This is a genomic window from Micromonospora sp. FIMYZ51 (assembly GCF_038246755.1).
Taxonomy (GTDB): Bacteria; Actinomycetota; Actinomycetes; order Mycobacteriales; family Micromonosporaceae; genus Micromonospora.
Genome location: NZ_CP134706.1, coordinates 403,325 through 425,239 on the forward strand (window position 1 = coordinate 403,325; position 21,915 = coordinate 425,239).

Here is a 21,915-nt window from a genome sequence, read left to right on the forward strand (position 1 = left end):
CGAGGGAACCGGCCCATCGGGGGTTGTGGGCCGGTGAAATGGCCTCCGCAAACTGGGGCCACTGGTGAACTTAGGCACTACTGGGACTGGTGGGAAGGGGTCTGCATCGATTTGGTGCTTGTTTGTTTCCCAGCGACCGTCGTCGACCCGCCGACTTCGCGGCGCCCACCGCCCCGGCCACCCTGCCGCCCGACGCACCTACCGACACGCCGACGGGTGGCGGTCCGTGCGGACCGCCACCCGTCGGGTCGTACGCCTGCCGTCAGTCCTCGTCGGACTTGCCGCCACCCATGCCGGAGGCGATCAGCTCCATCACGGACGAATCCTGCAACGTGGTCACGTCACCAAGGGAACGGTTCTCCGCCACGTCCCGCAGCAGCCGGCGCATGATCTTGCCGGACCGGGTCTTCGGCAGCTCCGGCACCAGCATGATCTGCCGGGGCTTGGCGATCGGTCCGAGCGTCTTCGCCACGTGGTTGCGCAGGTCGGCGATGAGTTGCTCACCTGCCGCGCCGGAGATGTCCGTGGTGCCGCGCGGAATGGCGAACGCGACGATCGCCTGGCCGGTGGTCGGGTCGGTGGCGCCGACCACCGCCGCCTCGGCCACCGACGGGTGCGAGACAAGCGCCGACTCGACCTCGGTGGTGGAAATGTTGTGCCCCGACACCAGCATCACGTCGTCCACCCGGCCGAGCAGCCAGACGTGCCCGTCGTCGTCCTTCTTCGCCCCGTCACCGGCGAAGTAGATCCACGGGTCGTCGGCGTTTCCGCTCGCACCCGCACCGAACCGGGACCAGTACGTCTCGATGAACCGGTTGTCGTCACCCCAGATGGTGCGCAGCATCGACGGCCACGGCTCGCGCAGGACCAGGTAGCCGCCGCCACCGTTCGGCACCGACTGGCCCTGGTCGTCGACCACGTCGGCGACGATGCCGGGCAGCGGGGTCATCGCCGAACCGGGCTTGGCGGCGGTCACCCCCGGCAACGGCGAGATCATCATGCTGCCGGTCTCGGTCTGCCACCAGGTGTCCACGATCGGCAGTTCGCCCCGCCCGACGTGCTGCCGGTACCACATCCACGCCTCGGGGTTGATCGGCTCACCGACGCTGCCGAGCAGCCGCAACGAGGAGAGATCGAAGCCGGCGGGAATGTCCTCGCCCCACTTCATCATGGTCCGGATCAGGGTCGGGGCGGTGTAGAGGATGGTGACCCGGTACTTGTCGACGATCTCCCAGAAGCGTCCCTTGTGCGGGGTGTCCGGGGTGCCCTCGTACATCACCTGGGTCGCGCCGTTGGCGAGCGGACCGTAGACGATGTAGGAGTGGCCGGTCACCCAGCCGATGTCCGCGGTGCACCAGTAGACGTCCGTCTCCGGCTTCAGGTCGAAGACCGCGTAGGACGTGTACGCCGCCTGGGTCAGGTAGCCGCCGGTGGTGTGCAGGATGCCCTTCGGGCGGGCCGTGGTGCCGCTGGTGTAGAGGATGAAGAGCGGGTGCTCGGCGTCGAACGCCTCGGCGGTGTGCTCGGTCGACGCCGGCTCCACCGTCTCGTGCCACCAGTGGTCCTTCGCCGACCAGGCGACCTCCTCGCCGGTGCGGCGGACCACCAGGACGTGCTCGATCGACGGGCAGTTTGCCACCGCCTCGTCCACCGTCGGCTTCAGCGCGGACGGCTTGCCGCGCCGGTAACCACCGTCGGCGGTGATCACCACCTTGGCCGAGGCGTCCTGGATCCGGTTGGTAAGCGACTCGGCCGAGAAACCGCCGAAGACCACGCTGTGGGTGGCGCCGATCCGGGCGCAGGCCAGCATCGCGACCGCCGCCTCCGGAATCATCGGCAGGTAGATCGCCACCCGGTCACCGGCGACCACCCCGAGGTCGGTGAGCGCGTTCGCCGCCTGGCAGGTGAGCTGGTGCAGTTCGGCGTACGTGATGGTGCGGGTGTCGCCCGGCTCGCCCTCCCAGTGGATCGCCACCTTGTCGCCCCGGCCGGCCTCGACATGCCGGTCGAGACAGTTGTACGCCACGTTCAGCTGCCCACCGACGAACCACTTCGCGAACGGCGGATTCGACCAGTCCAGCACCTGGTCCCACTGCTTCGCCCAGCTCAGTCGCCCGGCCTGCTGCTCCCAGAAGGCCAGCCGGTCGGTCTCGGCCTCGGCGTACGCCTCGGCGGTGACGTTGGCGGCAGCGGCGAGTTCGGCCGGCGGCGGGAACTGGCGCGTCTCGTTCAGCAGATTGGCCAATGCCTCACTCATGCCGTGATCTCCTCGTCGCTCGGGGGGTGACCTGCGTCTCCTCCGGGCAGGTTAGCCGGGGCGAACGACCGAGGCGACCGAACCCTCCCGCCCCCGTCGCCCAACGGCCCCTCCCAAGCGCCGAGATGTAAGGAAGGGCACCTTATTAACGCCTGGTGTAGAGGAAGGGCCCCCTATTAACACCTCGCTGCCGGTGGCGCGCGTCGCGTCGCCGGTGACTGCGGCGCGGGCCGGACGCTGCGGTCGATAACGTGACGGGGTGACGACCGACCCGCTCGCGCCGCTGCTCGCGCTCGCCGACGTCGCCGACGCCGTCGAGCAGGCCCGCGCCCGCTTCGACCAGGCCCTCGGCCACCGGGCGCTGCGCCGGCACGGCGGCCAGGTCGCCGCCGAGGTGAGCCTGCGGTCCGCGGTGGCCAGCGCCGCCCTCGAAGGCCGGGTGCACGAGCGGGAGGCGGTACGCGCCGGCACCGTCACCGAACCCGTGCTCCAGGGCGCGCTGCGGGTCGCCGGGGCGCTGCCCGGCCTGAGCGACCTCTGGCCCAAGGCCCCCCGGCAGGCGCTTGCGAAACTGCACGTACTCGCCGCCCGGGACCTGGTCGCCGAGGCCGAGCTGGGCCGGCCGATCGACGATCCGGTGGTCGCCGCCCGGCTGGACGGCCTGGCCCAGCTGGCGGCCGGCGGCACGAAGGTCGCCCCGCTGGTGCTGGCCGCCGTCGTACACGGGGAGTTGCTGAACCTGCGCCCGTTCGCCGGCCCCTCCGGCGTGGTGGCCCGGGGCGCGGCCCGCCTGGTCCTGCTCTCCAGCGGGTTCGACCCGCGTGGGTTGCTCGCCGTCGACGTCGGCCACCGCGAGCGGGAACCGGAGTACGTCGGTGCGGCCGGCGCCTTCGCCACCGGCACCCCCGACGGGCTGCGCTCCTGGCTACGCCACTACATGGCCGCCATCGAGGTGGGCGCCGACCAGCTCCGGGAAATCGGCGACGAGGTGCTGGCCGCCACCTGACGGACTGCGGCGACGGCCGACGGGCCAGCCCGGTTGCGCGGCTCAGGCCGCTCGGGTGGCACAGGCTCGGGCCGTCGGGGGTGGCGCAGGCTCGGGCCACCGGGTGGCTGGCGGGGAGGGCTCAGGCCGGGGTGGCGCTGGCGCGGACCTGGCGGCGGTGCCGGCCGTACCAGGCGATGCCGATCGCCACGCCGACGCCCACACCGAGCGCCGCTGCGGCGACCGGGACGGCAGGTCGTTCCCGCAGCCGCCGGCCCAGCGGGATCGGGTGCCGGAACTCCAGCACCGGCCAGGCGTTTTCCACGGCCAACCTGCGCAGCTGCCGGTCCGGGTTGACCACCGTCGGATGCCCCACGCACTCCAGCAACGGCCGATCACTGTACGAGTCGGAGTACGCGTACGAGTCGGCCAGGTCGTACCCGCGCTCGGCGGCGAGTTCGCTTACCGCCTCGACCTTGCTCGGCCCGGCCGCGTAGAACTCGACCTCGCCGTTGTACCGGCCGTCCAGCACACCCATCCGGGTGGCGATCACGTCGGTGATGCCGAGCAGGGCGCCGATCGGCCGCACCATCTCCTCGCCCGAGGCGGAGACCAGCACGACGTCCCGGCCGGCCGCCTGGTGCTCCTCGATCAGGGCGGCGGCCTCGGCGTACACGTAAGGGTTGATCAGCTCGTGCAGCGTCTCCGCGACGATCTGACGAACCTGCTCCACCTGCCACCCCTTACAGAGCGTGGCAAGGTAGTCCCGCGTCCGGGCCATGGTCTGCTCGTCGGTGCCGCCCAGCCGGAACATCAGCTGCGCGTACGCCGACTTGACCACGTCACGCCGGGTGATCAGGCCGTCCCGGTAGAACGGCCTACCGAACGCCAAGGCGCTCGACTTGGCGATGACGGTCTTGTCCAGATCGAAGAAAGCGGCACTTCGGCCCACGGCGCGAAAGTCTAGCCCGATGGTCTATCGTCGGCGGGTGCCCGGGGGCCGAAGACCGCTTGGACCTGCGGGCCGGCCCGTATTGCGCCTGCGAAGAGTGACTGCGGTCACACTCTCCGAACCGGAATTCGCAGGGAGTGGAGGCTACACCACTCGACGTACACAGGTTCGCTCAGGCAGACTTGTCACTAAGACGAGCACTCATTACTCGGACAACACCGCAGGCCCTCGGCGGTTGCACCCCCCGTGACCGCTGAGCGGGTTCGGCTCGACCCCCCCGGAGCCGAACCCCCGACGACCCCCGTCTCCCCCCGACGGGGGTCGTCCCTTTGCGCCGTGAGTGTCCCGGTGCTGGTCACAGGTCGTCTCCGATCTCGTCGGCGGCCTCATTCTGCGGCGTTTCCGAGGTCGGAGGCAGCAGAGAGGCAGCAGAGGCGTTGAACGCGGCCAGGACGCGGGCGGCGTAGTCGTCCGGCGTGTGGGTGTAGCGGTTGAGCGTGGTGGAAGCCTGCTCGTGGCCCATGACCCGCTGCACCAGGTTGATCGGAACGCCGTCGGTGACCAGCCAGGTGGCGTAGGCGTGCCGCAGGTCATGAAAGCGCATCCCACCGACAGCCTTGCTCGCGACGCAGGCGACCGCTTCCCGCTCGGTGGTGAACTCCGCCGACCACTCGACGCCTTCCCGGTCGGGCCAGAGCGCACGGTACCGATGTGGGCCGGCGTCGACGACCTGGCCGAGCAGGCCGGCGCGGACCAGCGAGGGCAGCCAGACCCGGCGGCGGAAGTTCGACCGGCGCAGTGGGCGCCCGACCCGGTCGCGGAAGACCAGCGTGCGCGGGTCCGGGTTGTCGGCGGCGGCGTGCAGCTGGCGCAGCGCGTCGACGAGGAAGCCGGGCAGCGGCACGGTCCGCACTCCGGCGCGACTCTTCGGGTACGGGCGCAGCACGATCCCGCCGTGCGTCTCCTCGGCGACCTGGACGACGCGCAGCGATGCCCGGTCGAGGTCGACAGACGACCAGGTGAGGCCCGCACACTCGCCCCAGCGGAGCCCAGCCCCGGCAGCGGCGCAGACGATCGCACGATGGCGAGGCGGTACCGCCGGGAGCAGCTTGCCGAAGAAGTCCTCTCGACTGATCGTGACCGGCTTGACGTCGCGGGACCGGTCACGGGGCAGCTTGACGCCCTCGGCGGGGTCGACCGCGATCAGCCGCGCCTGAACAGCCGTACGGAGGATCATCGAGAGCAGTTGGTAGCACTTGGCCACAGTGGCGGGAGCAAGTTCGCGGGCAAGCCCGGTCACCCACTCCTGCACCGACATGAAGTCGACCTTCCCGAGTGGCCAGTCACCCCACTTGGGCAGGACATGAGCCCGGAGCAGGGACACGGTTCGCTCGGTGGTGCGCGCTTCGACCGAGCGGGTAGCGAGCCACTGTTGGGCGAAATCACCGAAGCGGGTGCGGCCGGCGTGCGGGTTGACGTAGGTGCCCCGGTTCAGGCTGCCTTCAACCTCCACCAGATAGGCATTGGCCTCCCGCTTCGTGCGGAAGCTCTTCGACTTCTGCTGACCGGCAGGGTCACGCCAGCAGGCGCGGAAGGTCCCGGCCGGAGTCTTGCGTACGAAGCCCATCAGCGCCCCCGACCATGCTCGGTGCCGGTGGCGGTGGGTTCCTCTGCGATGCCGTCAAGCCAGGCATGGAACCGGACACGGGGGATCAGCCAGCGACCACCGAGACGGGTCGCCGGAATCGTGCCGTCACGGACGAGGGCGTACGTGCTGCCGAGCGAGATCCCCAGCAGCTTGGCGACCTCACGCACGGTGTAGGTGACCGGCTCGACGACGGTTGTCCCGGTACGAGGGACGAGCCGAACGACGGGAGCCGGGCGGGCGGTGGTGCTCATGACGGTGACCTCCTCAGGTCTCTCGGGTCAGGCAGCAGCCGGCGCGGTGCCGGCCGGGGTGGTGCCGAGTTCGTGGGCGAGTTCCTCGCGGCCGGCGGCTTGTCGCTCTCTGGCCATGGCGGCGACGGTGTTGGCGAGGAGGGCGTCACCGGTGGTGTGCCAGCCGACACCGGCGAAGGTGAGGGTGCCGACGATGAGGGTGGTGTTCTCGTCGCCGAGCTGGCGGCCGTCTGTCGGGTGCCCGTGTTCCTCGTGCTGCCGGTGGGCGCGGCGAGTGTCGCGCAGGAGTTGGAAGGTGACGGAGTACCGCCGGGCTTTGGTGAGGAAGTGGCCGCCGAAGCCGAGCATGTGCGCCCAGCGGCGTAGCCGGGCGTACGGGTTGGTGTTGGCCGGTTTCGTCGATTCGGTGTCAAGGGCGGCTTGACGTTGGGCGACGCAGACCGGGCAGGCGGCGTATCGGGTGTGGGTACCGCAGTCGGGGCACTCCCAGCGCGGGACGAAGCCGGGGCGGGGTCGGTGGTCGCGGGGCCGCTGGGACAGTGGCACGGGGGTGCCGGTGGGCCGGCCGAGTCGCCAGCAGGCATCGATGAGGCGGGCGGTGTGGTCGCCGTCGGGGTCGGCGTGGTCCCCGATGGTGTCGGCGGTGAGGCGGGTGGAGCGGTGCCCGGTTACCTCGGTGCTCTTGGTGGCGTACTTGGCAAGGTAGCCGGCGACCATGCTGTCGGTGACCTCACCTTGGCCGGTGAGGGTGATGGGTCGGATGTCGAGCTGCTCGCCCCAGGCGATTGGCCAGCCGGCGGGCTGGTCGGGGTGGTCGGGGGTGGTGAAGGCGACCTGTGCGGCGGCGTGCCGGAGCGCGTCAACGAGGTCGTCGACGGTGAACGCGGCCGGTGGTGGGACGACGGCGGCGGGATCGTCGGGGTCGACGCCGTCCAGGCGGACGAGGGCGTGGAAGTGGACCGCGCCGCGTGCTTGGAACTCTGCCGCTTTGCCGTGCGACAGCCGGACCGGTGGGACCGTCCGGATGTTGCCTGAGGCGGTGGTGACCTGGACGCGCGGGATGCCGCGGCGACGGGCGAGCTTGGCCAGGTGCCGTTCCGCGGCTTGTTTGGTGCGGTGCCACAGCTCGCCGGAGTACAGGTTCCAGACGACCTGGTGGTCATGGTCGTAGCAGTCCAGGCACAGCGGCTGACCGAGGACGCTGTCACCGGGCTCGTGTCGTGCCCAGCAGACGGCGGGGCGGCCGTGTGGGCAGTGGCCGGCGGTGGGGTCGTCGGCGCGGCGGGCGTGGCAGGGGTCGGGGCGGCAGTCGCAGCGCTTGCGGTCCCGGCAGGTGTGCTTGCGGACCGCGCGGACGTGGACCGGCCCGAAGGATGGGGCGGTGAAGGTGGGGAACACGGCCGGGTGTTGGGTGACGGTGTCGGGGACGCCCTTGCCGCCGACGAGGCCGGCGCGTAGGAGCTGGTACGCGTCGCGTTGGTAGGTGTGGGCGCAGGATGGGCAGACGGTGGCGCGCCGGTTGCCGCAGGCGGTGTAGATGACCGCGTCGGGCATGGCGTCGGTGTGTCGCTGCTCGACGACGCGTCCGGTGGCCGGTTCGACGGTGAGGAGCTGGCCGGCGAGCCGGATCGGGCGGGTACAACCAGCGGCGGCGCGGACATGCTCGATCCAGCCGAAGTAGTCCGGTCGGGTGGCACGGGTGAAGGCGGCCCCGGCGGCGGTGTAGTCGTAGACGATGGTGTCGGCGTTCGAGCCCACACCCCGGGCCGAAGCGCGGGGTGTGAGGTCCAGCGTCGAGGCCATCAAGCCGCAGTCCCGTTCGGGGTGCGGGTGGTGATGGTGCGTTCGGTGACGATGACCCGGCAGGCGCCGCACTGGCGTTTGGCCGGCTCGTGCCGGTGGCACGGGATCTGGACGGTCTGTCCGCCGCAGCGGACGGTGACCGGTGCCCGGCAGGGTCCGCCGGGGATGACGTCGACGACGGTCCGTCGGATGTCGTAGGGGTGCCCGTCGGGGTGGACGGGGCAGGTGTGGACGACCTGTTCGATGTCGACGAGGTAGATGGTCATCGGGCATCACCGGTCAGGGTGACGAGGAGTTGCCCGGCGACGGCCGGGGCGATGTCGAGCCGATCGGCCAGCTCGACGGCAGTGATCGGTGACCCGGTGTTCTGCTCGTGCTGTACGGCGGCGAACCGGGCCATGGGCAGGAGGTGAGTCGGCACCTCGACCGGCTCCGGCTCGGTGGCCGGCATGGTGGGCTGGATAGCCGGACGGGGTTGCGGGTCGATGGTGAGAGCAGCCGGCGGTGCCGGTTCAGTGGTGACCTGCTCGGCCACCTCAGCCCGGATCGGCTCGGTTGGCTCGACAGCCGGCGCGGTGGGATTGTCGCCCTTGACGGGTGCGAGGACGAGTTTGACCAGGGCCATGAAGGCCAGGGCGGGTACGGCCGAGAGCAGCCAGCCGGAGATGCCCGGCTTGGCGACCGCGAGTTGCGCGGCGAGGGAGAGACCGGCGGCGGCGATGAGCAGGAACAGGGGGTAGCCGATGGGAGCACCGATCCGGCGACGACGCCGGATGGTCAGCAGGCAGGCGATGGGGACGAGTTCGGAGATGACGGCGTTGGCCCAGCCGAACCATTCCCCGGTTCCGGCCGGGGAGTTGTCGAGAGTCCAGTCCTTGACGTGGGTGAAAGAGGCGGCACCGGCGAAGCCGGCGACGACGAACAGGATGAGGACCAGGACGACACCCTCGATTCGGGTGCCGGTGGTGGGTTGACGGTTCATCGGACACCGCCCATGTAGGCCATGGCGATGCCGATGAGCAGGATGACGCCGAAGGTGATCAGGACGCCCATCAGGAGTCTCCTTCGTGGCAGTCGAGGCAGCAGCCGTAGCGGTGCGGGATGTAGTAGGGCTGGACCAGGCCACAGACGGCGCAGGTACGGCGGGCACGCAGTGCCTTGCCGATCGCCTCTCGTTGCGCGGGGGTAGCGGTGCGCTTGGGCTTGGCCAGGTCGAGGCGGTAGAGGTAGGCGACGCGCTTACCGCGCCGCCAGAGGATCTGGGCGACGGGGTCATTCCCGCCGGGACGCAGACCGGCAGCGCGAAGCTGCCGCAGGGTGGCGAGCCCGTTGGGTGCCATCCGGTAGGGGTAGGTGGGGAACCCGAAGCGGGTGCCGGTCGGGTCGTAGTAAGTGGTCACGGCCGGTCTCCCCAGCGTTGCTGGGCGGCTTGGCGGGAGATGCCGAGGCGCTGCCCGATCTCGGCCCAGGAGTAGCCGAAGGAGCGGAGCCCGACGACGGCGTCGGTGATTGCCTCGTCGATGACGGCGGAGAGGGCGACCAGGTCGCGAAGGGCTTCGACGTCCCCGGTGGCGACGCGGCGACCGTGGGCGCGAATGATGCGCCGGGCGAACGCGGCGAACTCGGTGTTCTCGACGACCTCCCGCCGCTTCTGTACGGGGATGCGAGGCGTCAAGGACTTCTTGACAGTGCTCACCGGTTCTCACCCCCGGTGGTGTGGAGGTCATCCCACTCGTCGGCGGCCGTCTCCAGGGCGGTGATGACCTGCTCGGCGGTACGCGCCGGGTCGTCGTTCCACGAGTACGGGGAGGTGCGTTCGTCGATGACGAAGCCGTCCTCGTCGACGAGGAAGACCGGCGCGGTGGTGTCGAGGTAGTCGACAAATGCGTCGAGCGCGGCGAGGTAGTCACCCAGGGCATCGGGGGCGAGTTGGGAGAAGTGCTGCACGCGGTGGCCGGCGGCGGCGATGCCGATGGCCCCGGCGACGCAGGCCGGCGGGGTCGGGGTGTCGGTGGTGGGGCGGTAGTAGGTGCCCTGGTGCCAGCCGTGCCGGCGCAGGTAGAGGGCAGCCATCCGGAGCAGGGCAGCAGTGGTGACCGTTCCGGTGGTAGGTGGGTTCTGGGTAGCCTTCATGGCAGCCACGTCCTTTCAGAAGGGCTTGGTGGGAGGTCGGCGGAACCGGTCTGCTTTCCAGGGCTTGAGCCGGTTCCGTCGGCCGATCAGTTGGCGCGTAGCCGCAGGTAGCGGCGGAATCGGGTGGGATCGCCGGGCACCTGTACGGGTGCTGAGGCGAAGACGAGGAGCCCGCGTTCGGTGGCCAGCTCCATGAGCGTGGCGATCTCCTCGGCCGTACCGATGACGTGTCGGTCGGTGTACCCGGTGGCCGGTGGCGGGGTGCGACGGGCGCGGATCAGCTCTCGCAGTTTCATGCGGCGGTTCCCCAATCGAGTCGAGATCCGGTCGGGTCGGATGAGCGGGTGGGACGACGAGTCCAGGCGGCGTAGTCGGCGATGCCGGCAATCTGGGCGTCGGTCAGGTAGGCGACCTTGATGCGGCGGGGAGTGCCGCCTTCGGCGATGAGGTACGCGGCGCCCTGGTTGGTGGGGGCGATGTCGGTGGCGGTGTAGCCCTGCTCGGCCCATCCGTGGCCGAGGACGATGTTGGAGCTGTTGGGGGTGGTGCAGCGGAACGCGGCGCGGTAGCCGAACAGGTCCCGCAGGCTGGTGGGGATGATGTCGAACGACGGTCGCTGGGTGGCGGCGACGACGGGGATGCCGGCGGCACGGCCTCGGGCGACCAGGTCCCGTAGGAGAGCGACGAACTCTTCCTGTTCCTGCTTGCCGCCGATGGTGGCGGAGTAGAAGGCGATCTCGTCGACCAGGACGGTGATGACGGAGAGGCCGTCGAGAGCGGTGACCTTGCGACGCCCGTGGGCGCGCAGCCACGCGTACCGGTTGTTCATCACCTGCTGTAGGCGTCGGAGGACGTCGAGCGCGGCGGTGATGTCGGGGCCGATGAAGGCGTCGGCGCAGTCTTCCCACTGGCCGAGTTCGACGAGCTTGCCGTCGAGCAGGACGAGGCGGGAGTCAGCCGAGAGAGCGGCGTGGGCCGCGATGGTGTTGAGTAGGCCGGACTTACCGCCGCCGGGTTCACCGCCGGCGAGCAGGTTGCGATAGGCCAGGGTGATGTAGACAGGCTGGCCGAACTCGTCGATGCCGACGAAGATCGGGTCGAACATCGACAGGCCAGGCCCCACCGGAATGCCGGCGGTCGGGGCGGGTGCCGTAGTCATGGGTGCCCTCCTTGGGCGTTGATGGGCGCGGAGAGCCACACGAAGGAGCCCGTAGGGCTCCCCGCGTCCGGGATGGGTTGCGGGATCAGATCCAGTCGGAGACGTCGTCGACGTCCGACGACGCTGCGGATGGCTTGCTGCCGTTGGCCGACGGGGCGGCCTGCTTCTTGGTCTGGATGGGCAGGGTGACCGTGGGTGCCTGAACGTCGGGCAGGTCCAGGGCGGTGGGGATGACCGGCGTCGGTCGGTCGGTGGCCGGAGCGTCGGGAGTGATGACGTCGGCCAGCGGGGACGTGACGGTTGCGGTGAGCACCTCGCGGCGCTTGACGTCGAACCGCAGGTACGCGGCGTTCCCGTCGGAGGCGCGCTCGACCAGGACGGACGAGGCGTGGCAGGTGACGGCGATCTTGTCGAGTCGGCCTTCCAGGTCCGCCAGGGACAGGCCGGGTCGCAGGTAGACCCAGACCCGTTCGCCGACCGGGGTCGGCTTGGCCCACAGAATCAGCGGGAGGGAGCCAGACTGGTTGGCGATGATGAACTGCGCGAAGCAGACGCGCAGCCGGTGGCGCACGATCAGGCACCACACCCAGGCGACGACCTGGCGTCGAACGGTGGGGATGGTGGCCGGAACGCCGAGGACGACCGCGACGACGGCCAGGGTGACGATGGTCGGGGTGTGGGTGGCGAGCTGCACCCACGCCGTCAGCAGAGCGACGGCAAGGATGATTTCGGGGGTCCACCACCACAGCAGCCGCAGGACCGGCCAGATGCGGACCAGGAGCCAGGCCAGCGCGCCGCACGGGACGCCGATGGCCGCGCCGATGAACAGCGCGATGATGGGGTGTACGTAGGAGGCGGCCACCACGGCACCGAGTACGCCGAGGATGACCGCAGTGAGGATGAACGCCATTCGGGCGTTGCGGGCCGAGGACCGGTGAACCTTGGCCTCGATTACTGTCACCGTTCCGGTTGACTTCCGGCCGAACGAGCGGCGAGGGCTAGACTTGGACACGACACGTCCTCCCAAGCAATTGGGCTGGATGGGTTGGAGAGCACGGGGTCGGCAGGTGTAGGAGCCAGTACCGGCCCCGGGCTCGAAATCACTCAGGCCGCGTAGCGACCCGTACTGAACTGGGCAGGCGGGGTCGGCAGGTGTAGAAACCAGTACCGACCCCGCGCCAATTGGATAGGGCAACCACGGGTTGCCAGGGCCGGGAGAATAGGAGCCAGAAACGCTCCCGGACCGAAGATGGATCAGATCAGCGGACCATCAGGCCGCTTCGTGCATCAGACACCAGAGGCTCACACAGCGCGGTGAGCGAAGGACTACTTAGCCGCCGAGTTACCAGCCTTCGGCTTCAGCGAGATGGCGCGGAACGCGACGCCGTTACGCCCGTTGGTCGCCCACGGAATGGCCTCCAACTGCTCGACAGCGACGAGCTGTCCCACCGTCACGCCCGGCTTCTCTCCCGCCGTGGTGATGGTGATGATCTCGCCGCCGGTCTCGTCGAGTACGAAGACCTGGGTGGACCACATGAGCCGGCCGGTGTTCTTCTCCGACCGCTGATTGCCGTTCTGGTCGTTCTTCGGCTCGGGGTCCTTCGTCACCTGAACCTGCTTGCTCTGGGTGTCCACGTACAGCTTCACAACAGACCTCCTGTGTCTCGGGCCAGATATTGAGCTTGTCCCCGGTGGACTCTTGCTCTTGGCCTCCTGCGGATAAGGCTCCCGGAAAGCGGGGGACAGCCCATCCGATGGGCTGGACGACTATGGGACGTCTTGGCTATCGTCTAGTTGTCCCTAGTCGTCCCTTGAGGAGGGTCGGATGCCGAACGACCGGCTACGCGATGCCATCCTGCGCAACGGCCTGACTCCCGTCGTCGTGGCCGAGCGGATCGGAGTCGACCCGAAGACCGTGGAACGGTGGATCACGCAGGACCGGACGCCGTACCCCCGCCACCGGCACGCGATCGCGGCGATGGTGCGTGAGGATGTGCCGTACCTGTGGCCCGACGCGGTGAGTCCGGAGAAGGCGTCGAAGATCGGTCAGAGTGAGATGGTCCAGCTCTACTCCCGGCGATCCTCCGTGCCGTACGACCTATGGCGGCGACTGATCGAACGGGCCGAAACCCGGATTGATGTGCTGGCCTACGCCGGCCTTTTCCTGTTGGAGCAAGACCCGAGGCTCGTTGACGTCCTGCGTCAAAAAGGCGCCGGTGGTGTCGCAGTGACGATCCTGCTCGGGAACCCGGACAGCGCCGCAATCGAGCGGAGAAGCATCGAGGAGGGTGCGCCCGGCGTGATGGCCGCGAAGATTCGTCAGGTGCAGCAGTCGTACAAGCACCTTGACGGCGCACCCGGAGTGACGGTGCTCTACCACGAGACGACGCTGTACAACTCGATCTACCGGTTCGACGATGAGATGCTGGTCAACACGCACGTCTACGGCTTCCCGGCCCCACACGCGCCAGTGATGCACCTCCGCCGGCTCAACGGTGGCGACCTGTTCGGCACATACGCCGACAGCTTCGACCGCGTCCTGTCCGCCTCGAAGCCGCTGCCAGTCGGTGAGGTGGCAGCCTAGAGCCATGGCGAGAACCGAGCACTACCACGACCCGAACGCGCCGAAGGCCAACAGCATCGTCGTGGCCGTCTCCGTCTTCGTCCGCGACGAGCAAGGCCGGGTGCTGCTCATCCAACGCACCGACAACGGCCTGTGGTCACTGCCTGGCGGCGGCCAGGAGATCGGCGAATCGGTCGCCGAGACAGCGGCCCGAGAGACCCGCGAAGAGACCGGCATCAGCGTCGAGGTGACCGGCCTAGTGGGCGTCTACTCCGACCCAGGCCACGTCGTTGCCTACTCAGACGGCGAGGTACGACAGCAGTTCTCGCTCTGCTTCCGAGCCGTCCCCGTCGGCGGCACCCCGACCCCGAGTGACGAGTCAAGCGACGTTCGATGGGTGGCCCGCGACGAGCTGGATGCGCTCGACATCCACCCGTCGACCCTGCTCCGCATCAGCCACGGCTACGAGGACCGCGCCGAGCCCTACATAGGCTGAGAGACGCTGCCAACAAGCCGTTGTTGAGTCCGCTGCACAGCGGCGACCATCTCCGGTTCCGCCCGGCCGATGAACCGGGTAACCAGGTGCTCCGGCCCGTACCGCGACCGAATCTCGGCCAGCCGCTCCAACACCTCGAAGTCCTGCCCGTCCGGCCCGGTCGTCATGTCTGAGAAGCAGAGCGCGTCTGTTACCGCGGTTTCCTCCCGAGGGAACTCGGCGGCCAGGATCTCACCGAGTCCACGCTCCTCCGCTTCCAGCCAGGCGCAGGAGTGGTGAGCCACCAGGGCAGCAATCCGCTCGTTGAACCGCTCCCGCCGCAGCCAGCGGCCCCCGTCGAGCGAGTGAAAGCCGGTGTCGACCAGATCCGGGCTGTAACCCACGTCATGCAGCCACGCCGAGGCCACGAGCACCGCACGATCCTCGACCGGTACGGCAGTGCTGACCCGGTCCGCCTTGGCGGCCACCGCTTGGACGTGACTCCACCGACGAGGTAGCGGAATCTCCAGCAGATGCCGCGCAACTTCCCGAGCGGTGTCGACGAGGTCGGCCATGCCGCCAGGGTACGGAGCGCGCGAGGTCCGCACCATCCTGTGTCCGCTGGGCGACGGCACGAGGCCAGCCGGCTACCGGCTACCGGCGATGTGGTTCAAACTTTCTGTACGTCTTCAAGGCGGCCCTGAACGGGCCGCACGCGCCGCCGCCTGGGCGCGCGCCGGCCGCTGCCGCTGTCGCTCTGCGGCCGTCACGCCTGATGCCCGGCGGCTGGCGCGGAGAGCGGGAATCCCGGAGGGCCGCCGCAGAAACGACAGACCGTTGACCGGTGAGGTGGTGGGCCGGCAGCCGGCCGGGCCGCGCGGCCACGAGCCCGCGCGGCGCAGGCGAGCGACGCCGGCTGCGTTGGCGAACCTGGCGGCGGATACGGGTCGCGGCTACTGCGCCTCCGGCGGGGGCGCTCCGGCTCCAGGATGGCCGGGGCTTTGTCCGCGTCTTGCGGTCCGTGGGTGGTTGCGCGGCCATCCCGCCCGCCATCGACCCGGGCAAGCCGAGCAGACCACCGCCCGGCCCGCCAGCGTCCGAACGTGCGTCAAGGCCCGCTTGACGTGGCGGGCCGGGCGGAGGCCCGCTCCCACGGTGGGCGGGTCGACGGCGAACGGGATGGCTAAACCCGGTCAGCTGTCGCTCTGCCTTATCGAACGGCTTGCCCTATTGCGTTGAGTCTCTCGTCTACGGCTTCGGTCGCCCACCTGCCTGCCCTTTTCACGGACCGAGACCACTCTGCCGCCGCATCTGTCAACGCCTTTATTCCGGCGTACTGGGCGATTTGTGTTTCATAAAGCAGTAGCCCACTCTTGGTGACATAGAGGAGGCCTTCGTGGAAGCGATGAACTTCGGCATCCGTAGCGTCGGATCCGTATTCGTCCACAGATTCGTAGTTAGTGCGGCGTCGCATCTCGTATAGGAAGTCGATTAAGGTCGTCCGGCGCAAGCCGCTGAGTATCTCCGCTCGGCCCGCTGGAGATAGATTTTGATAGCGGCTACCGTCTTTTTTGCGACTTCGCTTGAGCCATTCATCCCGCGCAGCTTCGAGCTTCCATTTACGTGTCATTCTTAACCCTGCAGCGACGTACTCTGCCGCCTCGTGACCGGACTCCAGCAGGTTGAACCCTGTGACCGTGCACACGGCAGGTTCAAGTGAGCACGTGCTAGCAGCCTTCGGGTCGCCGCTCAGAGTCAAACGCCAAGGCCCAGCGGCTCGGCGAGCCCGCTGAGATTCGAAGTCTCTTTGCACGGCGGCGTGCGTGTCGACAGGAGCGCCTGCGACGAGAGTCATGGCCCTCGCGGCATTGAAGACGGCATAGTAAGCCTGTACGGGAAGGGTCTGCGCTGCGACACGCCGCAACACAGGGTCATCTAAGGCGTCGCCTGCTCGTGCCGCCAATTCTGTCTGCCACGCGATACGAAGTCGAGTCATTACCCTCGATGTAAGTTCTCGGCCTCCACGAACAGGTGTGGCCGCAACCCGACGGGCCTCGCTCTCCAGTAGCGTGAATCCTGGTTCGCGGCAACTGTTCGCGTACTGTTCGACGCCTGCAAGGACATTTGCCACAGCGATGAACCTCGCCGTGCTTTCGGTTAGTGGCTCGGATACGGGAAAGAATATCGGCATGATGCCCCTTGAGCATCGCAGCAGCAGCGAAAGCGGGAGAATCGCGGACCTAGAGCTACGGCAGCAGTGAGATGTCGCCAGGTTGGGGCATGCCGATTTTGCAGCGCCTCGATGCTCTACGCGGCTTGGTGCTCCCGAGCGCCGGCCCACCACACATCAGTCATTATCCGACGATCCTGTCCTCGTCCGGGGGATCTTAGGTGTAAGAACATAGCCGGTAGCTGCCAGTCGTTTAAGAGCACGGACGTGTCTCGCCTTGTCCTCCGCCCTCCAGTTGTCCGGCGTCTGCATGTTGCGGCGGGCAAGGAACTCCCAATCCACAATGAGGTTCTCGCTTCGGTCGGCGATGTAGTCTCCGACGAGCAACTGGAGAGCTTGCAGGTGTTGGCTCGCGTCGTTCTTGATCATTTGACCAGCTACCGCAGCCATCGCCAACGCCAGGTCTACCGCCTGGACCTCGTCCAAGCCGAAGACTTCACCCCAGAATTCCGCAGACGACGGCCGATTCACGCCGTCTTCGTAGGTGCTAGACGTCTTGCCCGCCACTACGGCCCAGTTAGCGTGCACCGCCCCGGTGCTTCGTCCCTGGCGCAGCAGCTTCTCAGCTTGCCGTGAGTTCCGCTTGAGGGCCTTTACGATGTCGCTGTTTCGTGTGACTAGCCCGCTCTTGAGGACGTACAGGTGGTGGTCCCCGGTAAGAGGGTCGAACCTCTGGAGGTCGATGCCCTCCGCAGCCGACTTCTGGGCATCGGGACTTCCGTCGCTGGCCAACGCCTCCAGTGCCCAACCTCCAGCAGTGACGAAGTTGCGGCTGTCGTAGTCCTCCACCAGCCGTCGCGCGGCATCGGGCGCGGCCAGCCCGTCCAGTTGGATCCTCCGGATGAACGGGTTAATCCGTTTGATGATGAGGTTCCTGTAGTCGGGCACCGACTCACGGATGACGCGGGTGTACCAGTAGTGGAACGCCTCTGCGAACCCTCTTACTCCAGCGACAAGGTGAGCGTCATCGGGACCGGTGCCCGTAGGAACGCCGGCAAGCTCTCGTACAGCAGCGACAATTTCAGCCGACTCAGGCGGTATCGTCGACCTTTGCTCTTGCGTCAACAGGCGTCTCCACGTCGTACGCGGCCCACACGTGGTCCGGGCGAATCGGAACGTGAAGATGGTAGCCGTTGGCCAGCGTCCAGCCATGCGTGCCAGGTCTGCGGTTGGCCGAACTTTGGCGCCAAGCCGGAACCGGTGGTTCATCCTCCCGCTCCCCGGAAGCGAACCGAAGGAGCTGCGCCCCAAGTGCTTTGCCGAGCAGCGGTGGTACGGCGTTGCCAACCTGCTGGTACTGACTGCGGAAGCCACCGACGAACTCGGTACCTGCCGGGAAGCTTTGAGCGGCGGCGCATTCGTTGACTGACAGGCACCGAAGCTCGTCGGGATGGATCAGGGCGGTGCTTGAGTGGTCTGGCATCCCGAGGATTGTTGGCGCAGGTGAATCCCACGACAGCCGCCGCCACCACCCGCTCTTGCCGCCGGTGGCGTGGTACGCGCGTCCCATCGTCTCGCGCTGGAGAGCATCAGGGAGACTTCGCCAGTTGCCTCCTGGGGGGATGTGACGGTAGACGGCCTTCTTCCGCTCGCTGATTGGCATGACGGGCCCGAGATCATCGATCCCTTGGAGCGCCTCCCGGAGAGACTTGAACGGCTGTTCCGGGGTGCCGAAGGTCGGCCGGGGCAGCCAGCACGGGACGGTGCCCTTGGCTGCGATTAGGACGCACCGTTGGCGCATCTGCGGAACGCCGTAGTCAGCTGCCTCGGCGACTCCCCAGCTCAGGGCATAGCCGCGAAGTCGAAGTTGGTCGAGCAGCCACTTGAGGAAGGAGCCCTTCCGCTCCTCCAGTGGCGCGTCCATCGGCCACCGCGGCCCCCGCTCAACCAAAGGGCGGTGCTGGAGTGCCGCTGACAGCATGCCGTCAACGTTCTCGATCAAGAGGAACTGCGGATCGAAGGCATCAACCCAAGTGAGGTAGGCGGGGAAAAGAGTGGTTGCTCGCGCGTCGGACAGTCCCTGCCGACGGCCGGACGTGGTGAAGGGCTGGCATGGGGGACCGCCTGCTAGGAGAGGAAGCTCTCCCAGCTTGAAGCCGAGATCGTTACGGAGCTGGACGGGGTCGATGTCTTCGAGTCGGCGATCAAGAACCAATGTCGGCAGCTCACGGTTCTTTGCCTGCCTCTGGAGGGTGCCCACGCAGTCAGCGTCCATCTCGACCTGGGCGACGATGTTCCAGCCTGCCCACTCAAGCCCAAGATCGAGCCCGCCCGCTCCTGAGAACAGAGAGACCACGTCGCGACCTGGTTGCGGTCCCCGGCTCATGAACTCGGTCCCTTCGTCTGGCTGGCGCAGGGTGGTGGACACAAGGTCTGCGCAAGTCCCATCCTTGCGAGGGATGTGACCTTGATACAAGGTATCTGGTGAGCCAGGTCGCTATGAAGGAGGCGCGCATGCCTCGATCGACCAACGGATCCAGCAAGGTGTGGATCCTCATCAGGCAGCGAGGCAGCAAAGAGGCAGCAGGAACATCGACGCGGGCCGACCCCGAACGAGAACCGACGATGCCCGGCACCTGCTCGTCGACGCGGGCCGCTACCAGATGGCAGCGGCCGACAGCTTGAGACCGCATCCCCCCGACGGGGGTCGTCCCTTTCCCATGGAAACGCTCCGACGCAAGTCACCGGTTGTCTCCTCCGGATTGGCCAGGCCGGGCGAAGCGCTGAAAGTCAGCGAACGTCAGCCGGACCCGATCTTTCGTTGCTCAGGTTCCGTCCAACGTCCCGCGTTGGCCCTGCGGTCCGGTTTGCGCACGATGCTGGCTGACGGCCAGGACCAGTCAGCGCAGTTCGGCCGCGTCGGGCCGGGGTCGGTGGAGCTACGAGACGTCGAACAGGCGTAGGCCGTCGTACTCGGCGAAGTCGGCGTAGTCCTTGCCGTTGAAGGTCGCCAGCGGCAGCCGGTCGACCAGGCAGCAGGCCGCGATCCAGGAGTCGTTCGTCGGGCGGGGACGCCCCCGATGCTGCGCCCGCGCCTGGAGTTGGCCCCAGGTGGTCGCCACCGCCTCGTCGAAGGGCAGCAGCACCACACCAGACCGCCACTGCGCGAGGTCAGCCAGCTTGCGTGGCCCCCAGCTCCGCAGCACGGTCCACTTGGTCAGCTCGCCGAGCGTGACGAATGTGATGCACAGTGTCTTACCCGCCAGCCGGGCACGAAGCCGGTCATGCAGGCGACCCCGCAGGATCGCCGACGCCACGTCGGTGTCCAGGACGACCAGGCTCACGCGGCGCTGGCCCGCCGAGAGGCGTACAGGTCGGCGAGGAAGTCGTCCAACTCTTCGTCCGACTCGAACAGGTCCGGCCGGGCCAGGTCGTCGACGGAGGCGACCGGCCGCACACCCTGACGACGGGCCAACTCCTCCACCGGCACATGCTCAGCGGTCGGCCACTCGGGCATCCGCTCCGCATTGCTCGACATCACGACTCACCTCCTCCACCACACACCGCTACTCATTGTCGCACGGTCAGCACCGACACCACCCGCACTCAGACGCGCGGAGAGCCGACGGCACGGCAAGCCGCCCCCGGCCCGAGAGGCCGGAGGCGGTAAGCCATACGCCACCGGACAGCCGCGCCGCCGTGCCAGCCACGTGCCAGTAGCCGGTGTCCAGGCGGTCAACAGGATCACACCGCCGCTGACCAGGCGATCCGGCGCCGACGTTACTCGGTCGCCCAGCTCCCGACCCTTGACACGCCCTGGCAGGACACCTCGTCAGGCAGGTACTTCGGCTGGCGGTGCCGGCAGGCGAACCTCGACGGGGAGTTCGCATTTGCCGTCGAGTACATCGTGTGCCCGCACTGCCGAACAGCCTGGGTCGATAAGCCATACACCGTCGAGGAGTACCAGCGTCAGGGCCTTGCTTCGGTGGCCCTGTGGGCGCTCCGTGAGGAGATTCCAGGACTGCACTGGTACACCGGTAGCGGGCACCTGGGCGATGCCAAGGCGTTTTGGGACGCCGTTGGACGCAGCGTTCCTGGTGGCTACCGACAACGCGAGCCGTGCGAGCACATAGGCAGGCATGGGGGATTGAAGCCGGACTGGCTACTTCGGCGAGAGCGGCGCCGGGCGGCCATCAGGTCGCGTCACGCTTGATCGCTGGCGGGTCGACGAGTCGGCGAAGGGCAGGAGTCAGCGGATCGTCAGCGAACGCCGCACCGCGTACCCCGACTCGACCATGCTCGACGGCATGACCGATGCGGCTGACCACGCGGCACGGCATTCGATCACACTCGCTGCTACGGCAGGCCACTTACCCCCGACGGGGTCGTCCCTTTCCCAGGGAAACGCTCCGACGCAAGTCACCGGCCGCCGCCACCCTCGTCGGGCGCGCGGTCAGCGGATCTCGGCGCGGGCGGGGGTGCGGGTCGGTTCGAAGCAGGCCAGTGCCCAGCCTCGACCATCGGTCACCACCCAGGGGTGCCCGACGTACGTGTGCTGCCGGTGGGTCTGCGACGGCTGGATGACCGCGTACTGCCGGCGCCGGCCCTGGTAGTCGAGCCAGTAGAGGATCACCGGGCGGGACCTGAGGTTCACGAACTCGATGCTGGTCTCCGCGCCACCGCCGACCGAGCGTAGGTGGTGCTCGCGCCGGGGTGGCAGCGGTGCCAACTGCGGCGGCTGGGCGGGGCGGGTGGTCGGGGGTGACTTGACCGGCTTCGACGGTGGCGGCGTCGGGTGGGCGCTGGGCGTACTCGGTTTGGGTGCGGGGGTGGTCCGGGAGGGGGCGGCGGACGGGGAACGCGCCGGCGCGGAGATGTGCCCTGGTCGCTCCGGGCGGGAGGAGGAGACGCCGCCGACCGACGACGTGGCGGACGGCGACGTGGAGGTCGCGGACCCTGGGGTCAGCCCGACGGGCGAGGGGCCCAACCAGCCGGCCGGGCCGTCCGCGCCGACGACCGGCGGCGGTTCCGTCGCCGGCCAGAGCGTGGTGAGCAGGAGACCGAGTACGGCGGCGGCGACGCCGGCCAGCATCAACCGGTGTGAGGTACGGCCGTCGCCGCGCCGGACCGGCTCGACGGCGGCGACCGAAGATGGGCGTACGGCGGAGGAGGATGCCTGCGGCTGGCTCGCGCCCACGACCGGAGCCGCCGGTAGCGCTTGTGGTGTCGGCGGCATCGGCAGCGCTGGTCGTGGTGGCGGCGTGGTGGCGTGCGGGCTGGACAGCCACGGACCGATCCGGAGCCGGGGCTCGGTGCGGGCGTCGGGGTGCTCGGGCTCGTGCTCGGGTGAGTGCTTCATGACCTCGATCCGGCGAGGGTTGCCGTTCCGCCGACGGCACAGGACGTCGATTATGCGTGTTGCGTGTCACATTGCGCCATGGCTGGTGAGGGCCGAAATCTACCCCGTTGGGCGAAGACCGTCCATATCAGATCAACAGGTACTGCGGGCGTTATCCACA

At 68.5% G+C, this 21,915-nt stretch carries 23 protein-coding genes; 3 read left to right on the top strand and 20 right to left on the bottom strand.

The genetic code is table 11. The annotated features are described in order from the left end of the window. Positions 1–262 precede the first annotated feature (262 nt). Positions 263–2,257, bottom strand: a complete 1,995-nt coding sequence (acs, locus tag QQG74_RS01985) for an acetate--CoA ligase (protein ID WP_341718592.1) — start codon at positions 2,255–2,257, stop codon at positions 263–265. Positions 2,258–2,516: 259 nt separating this feature from the next. On the opposite strand from acs, the gene QQG74_RS01990 reads away from it, so the two are divergent. Continuing rightward, on the top strand, positions 2,517–3,263 hold the full coding sequence (locus QQG74_RS01990) for an oxidoreductase (protein ID WP_341718593.1): 747 nt from the start codon (positions 2,517–2,519) through the stop codon (positions 3,261–3,263). Between the two features lie 121 nt (positions 3,264–3,384). Here the strand turns inward: QQG74_RS01990 and QQG74_RS01995 are convergent, their stop codons facing one another. The 13 genes from QQG74_RS01995 to QQG74_RS02055 form a co-directional block, all read right to left on the bottom strand. Further along, positions 3,385–4,194: an HAD-IB family hydrolase gene (locus QQG74_RS01995; RefSeq protein ID WP_341718594.1), complete on the bottom strand. Its 810-nt coding sequence runs from the start codon at positions 4,192–4,194 to the stop codon at positions 3,385–3,387. A gap of 355 nt (positions 4,195–4,549) precedes the next feature. Then, positions 4,550–5,821 (bottom strand): site-specific integrase, encoded by a 1,272-nt coding sequence (locus QQG74_RS02000; protein WP_236145806.1) that lies wholly within the window; start codon positions 5,819–5,821, stop codon positions 4,550–4,552. After that, complete coding sequence (locus QQG74_RS02005) at positions 5,821–6,093, bottom strand: helix-turn-helix domain-containing protein (RefSeq protein ID WP_131054013.1); 273 nt, start codon at positions 6,091–6,093, stop codon at positions 5,821–5,823. Before QQG74_RS02005 ends, QQG74_RS02000 begins: the two co-directional genes overlap by 1 nt. A 27-nt stretch (positions 6,094–6,120) precedes the next feature. Further along, positions 6,121–7,896: a replication initiator gene (locus tag QQG74_RS02010; protein WP_131054014.1), complete on the bottom strand. Its 1,776-nt coding sequence runs from the start codon at positions 7,894–7,896 to the stop codon at positions 6,121–6,123. Beyond that, positions 7,896–8,162, bottom strand: a complete 267-nt coding sequence (locus tag QQG74_RS02015; protein ID WP_131054015.1) for a hypothetical protein — start codon at positions 8,160–8,162, stop codon at positions 7,896–7,898. The genes QQG74_RS02010 and QQG74_RS02015 overlap by 1 nt, the downstream gene beginning before the upstream one ends. Next, complete coding sequence (locus QQG74_RS02020; protein ID WP_341718595.1) at positions 8,159–8,878, bottom strand: hypothetical protein; 720 nt, start codon at positions 8,876–8,878, stop codon at positions 8,159–8,161. Before QQG74_RS02020 ends, QQG74_RS02015 begins: the two co-directional genes overlap by 4 nt. Before the next feature lie 70 nt (positions 8,879–8,948). Continuing rightward, positions 8,949–9,296, bottom strand: a complete 348-nt coding sequence (locus tag QQG74_RS02025) for an RRQRL motif-containing zinc-binding protein (RefSeq protein WP_341718596.1) — start codon at positions 9,294–9,296, stop codon at positions 8,949–8,951. Next, positions 9,293–9,592: a hypothetical protein gene (locus QQG74_RS02030; protein ID WP_341718597.1), complete on the bottom strand. Its 300-nt coding sequence runs from the start codon at positions 9,590–9,592 to the stop codon at positions 9,293–9,295. The genes QQG74_RS02025 and QQG74_RS02030 overlap by 4 nt, the downstream gene beginning before the upstream one ends. Continuing rightward, a complete protein-coding gene (locus QQG74_RS02035; protein WP_131054018.1) occupies positions 9,589–10,029 on the bottom strand; it encodes a hypothetical protein in 441 nt (146 codons plus the stop codon). The genes QQG74_RS02030 and QQG74_RS02035 overlap by 4 nt, the downstream gene beginning before the upstream one ends. 86 nt (positions 10,030–10,115) lie before the next feature. After that, positions 10,116–10,325, bottom strand: coding sequence for a hypothetical protein (locus QQG74_RS02040; protein WP_131054019.1), 210 nt, complete (start codon positions 10,323–10,325; stop codon positions 10,116–10,118). Next, a complete protein-coding gene (locus QQG74_RS02045) occupies positions 10,322–11,188 on the bottom strand; it encodes an FtsK/SpoIIIE domain-containing protein (RefSeq protein ID WP_131054020.1) in 867 nt (288 codons plus the stop codon). The genes QQG74_RS02040 and QQG74_RS02045 overlap by 4 nt, the downstream gene beginning before the upstream one ends. An 85-nt stretch (positions 11,189–11,273) precedes the next feature. Continuing rightward, on the bottom strand, positions 11,274–12,149 hold the full coding sequence (locus tag QQG74_RS02050) for a hypothetical protein (protein ID WP_131054021.1): 876 nt from the start codon (positions 12,147–12,149) through the stop codon (positions 11,274–11,276). Positions 12,150–12,514: 365 nt separating this feature from the next. Further along, positions 12,515–12,835: a hypothetical protein gene (locus QQG74_RS02055; protein WP_089021118.1), complete on the bottom strand. Its 321-nt coding sequence runs from the start codon at positions 12,833–12,835 to the stop codon at positions 12,515–12,517. 178 nt (positions 12,836–13,013) lie between these two features. Here QQG74_RS02055 and QQG74_RS02060 point away from each other — a divergent pair, with 178 nt between their 5' ends. After that, positions 13,014–13,772, top strand: a complete 759-nt coding sequence (locus tag QQG74_RS02060; protein WP_131054022.1) for an XRE family transcriptional regulator — start codon at positions 13,014–13,016, stop codon at positions 13,770–13,772. A 4-nt stretch (positions 13,773–13,776) separates the two neighbouring features. Beyond that, entirely contained in the window at positions 13,777–14,247 is a 471-nt protein-coding gene (locus QQG74_RS02065; RefSeq protein WP_131054023.1) for an NUDIX domain-containing protein, read from the top strand. On the opposite strand, the gene QQG74_RS02070 is transcribed toward QQG74_RS02065, so the two are convergent. From QQG74_RS02070 to QQG74_RS02095, 6 genes are all read right to left on the bottom strand, one after another. Beyond that, positions 14,235–14,801 (bottom strand): HD domain-containing protein, encoded by a 567-nt coding sequence (locus QQG74_RS02070; protein WP_131054024.1) that lies wholly within the window; start codon positions 14,799–14,801, stop codon positions 14,235–14,237. The two genes, QQG74_RS02065 and QQG74_RS02070, sit on opposite strands and share 13 nt — an antisense overlap. Before the next feature lie 1,772 nt (positions 14,802–16,573). Continuing rightward, entirely contained in the window at positions 16,574–17,521 is a 948-nt protein-coding gene (locus QQG74_RS02075) for a PmeII family type II restriction endonuclease (RefSeq protein WP_161595000.1), read from the bottom strand. Beyond that, positions 17,487–18,824, bottom strand: coding sequence for a DNA cytosine methyltransferase (locus QQG74_RS02080; protein WP_131054375.1), 1,338 nt, complete (start codon positions 18,822–18,824; stop codon positions 17,487–17,489). Before QQG74_RS02080 ends, QQG74_RS02075 begins: the two co-directional genes overlap by 35 nt. A gap of 511 nt (positions 18,825–19,335) precedes the next feature. Further along, a complete protein-coding gene (locus QQG74_RS02085; protein ID WP_131307950.1) occupies positions 19,336–19,740 on the bottom strand; it encodes a type II toxin-antitoxin system VapC family toxin in 405 nt (134 codons plus the stop codon). Next, positions 19,737–19,934: a hypothetical protein gene (locus QQG74_RS02090; protein WP_119579704.1), complete on the bottom strand. Its 198-nt coding sequence runs from the start codon at positions 19,932–19,934 to the stop codon at positions 19,737–19,739. The genes QQG74_RS02085 and QQG74_RS02090 overlap by 4 nt, the downstream gene beginning before the upstream one ends. Before the next feature lie 915 nt (positions 19,935–20,849). Next, positions 20,850–21,755, bottom strand: a complete 906-nt coding sequence (locus tag QQG74_RS02095) for a hypothetical protein (RefSeq protein WP_341718598.1) — start codon at positions 21,753–21,755, stop codon at positions 20,850–20,852. Positions 21,756–21,915 lie beyond the last annotated feature (160 nt).

Coding starts and splice junctions, on each gene's coding strand:
- QQG74_RS02090 (WP_119579704.1), bottom strand. CDS start 19,934: ATGTCGAGCAATGCGGAGCGGATGCCCGAGTGGCCGACCGCTGAGCAT.
- QQG74_RS02060 (WP_131054022.1), top strand. CDS start 13,014: ATGCCGAACGACCGGCTACGCGATGCCATCCTGCGCAACGGCCTGACT.
- QQG74_RS02020 (WP_341718595.1), bottom strand. CDS start 8,878: ATGAACCGTCAACCCACCACCGGCACCCGAATCGAGGGTGTCGTCCTG.
- QQG74_RS02015 (WP_131054015.1), bottom strand. CDS start 8,162: ATGACCATCTACCTCGTCGACATCGAACAGGTCGTCCACACCTGCCCC.
- QQG74_RS02065 (WP_131054023.1), top strand. CDS start 13,777: ATGGCGAGAACCGAGCACTACCACGACCCGAACGCGCCGAAGGCCAAC.
- QQG74_RS02010 (WP_131054014.1), bottom strand. CDS start 7,896: ATGGCCTCGACGCTGGACCTCACACCCCGCGCTTCGGCCCGGGGTGTG.
- QQG74_RS02035 (WP_131054018.1), bottom strand. CDS start 10,029: ATGAAGGCTACCCAGAACCCACCTACCACCGGAACGGTCACCACTGCT.
- QQG74_RS02040 (WP_131054019.1), bottom strand. CDS start 10,325: ATGAAACTGCGAGAGCTGATCCGCGCCCGTCGCACCCCGCCACCGGCC.
- QQG74_RS02095 (WP_341718598.1), bottom strand. CDS start 21,755: ATGAAGCACTCACCCGAGCACGAGCCCGAGCACCCCGACGCCCGCACC.
- QQG74_RS02070 (WP_131054024.1), bottom strand. CDS start 14,801: ATGGCCGACCTCGTCGACACCGCTCGGGAAGTTGCGCGGCATCTGCTG.
- QQG74_RS02045 (WP_131054020.1), bottom strand. CDS start 11,188: ATGACTACGGCACCCGCCCCGACCGCCGGCATTCCGGTGGGGCCTGGC.
- QQG74_RS02005 (WP_131054013.1), bottom strand. CDS start 6,093: ATGAGCACCACCGCCCGCCCGGCTCCCGTCGTTCGGCTCGTCCCTCGT.
- QQG74_RS02000 (WP_236145806.1), bottom strand. CDS start 5,821: ATGGGCTTCGTACGCAAGACTCCGGCCGGGACCTTCCGCGCCTGCTGG.
- acs (WP_341718592.1), bottom strand. CDS start 2,257: ATGAGTGAGGCATTGGCCAATCTGCTGAACGAGACGCGCCAGTTCCCG.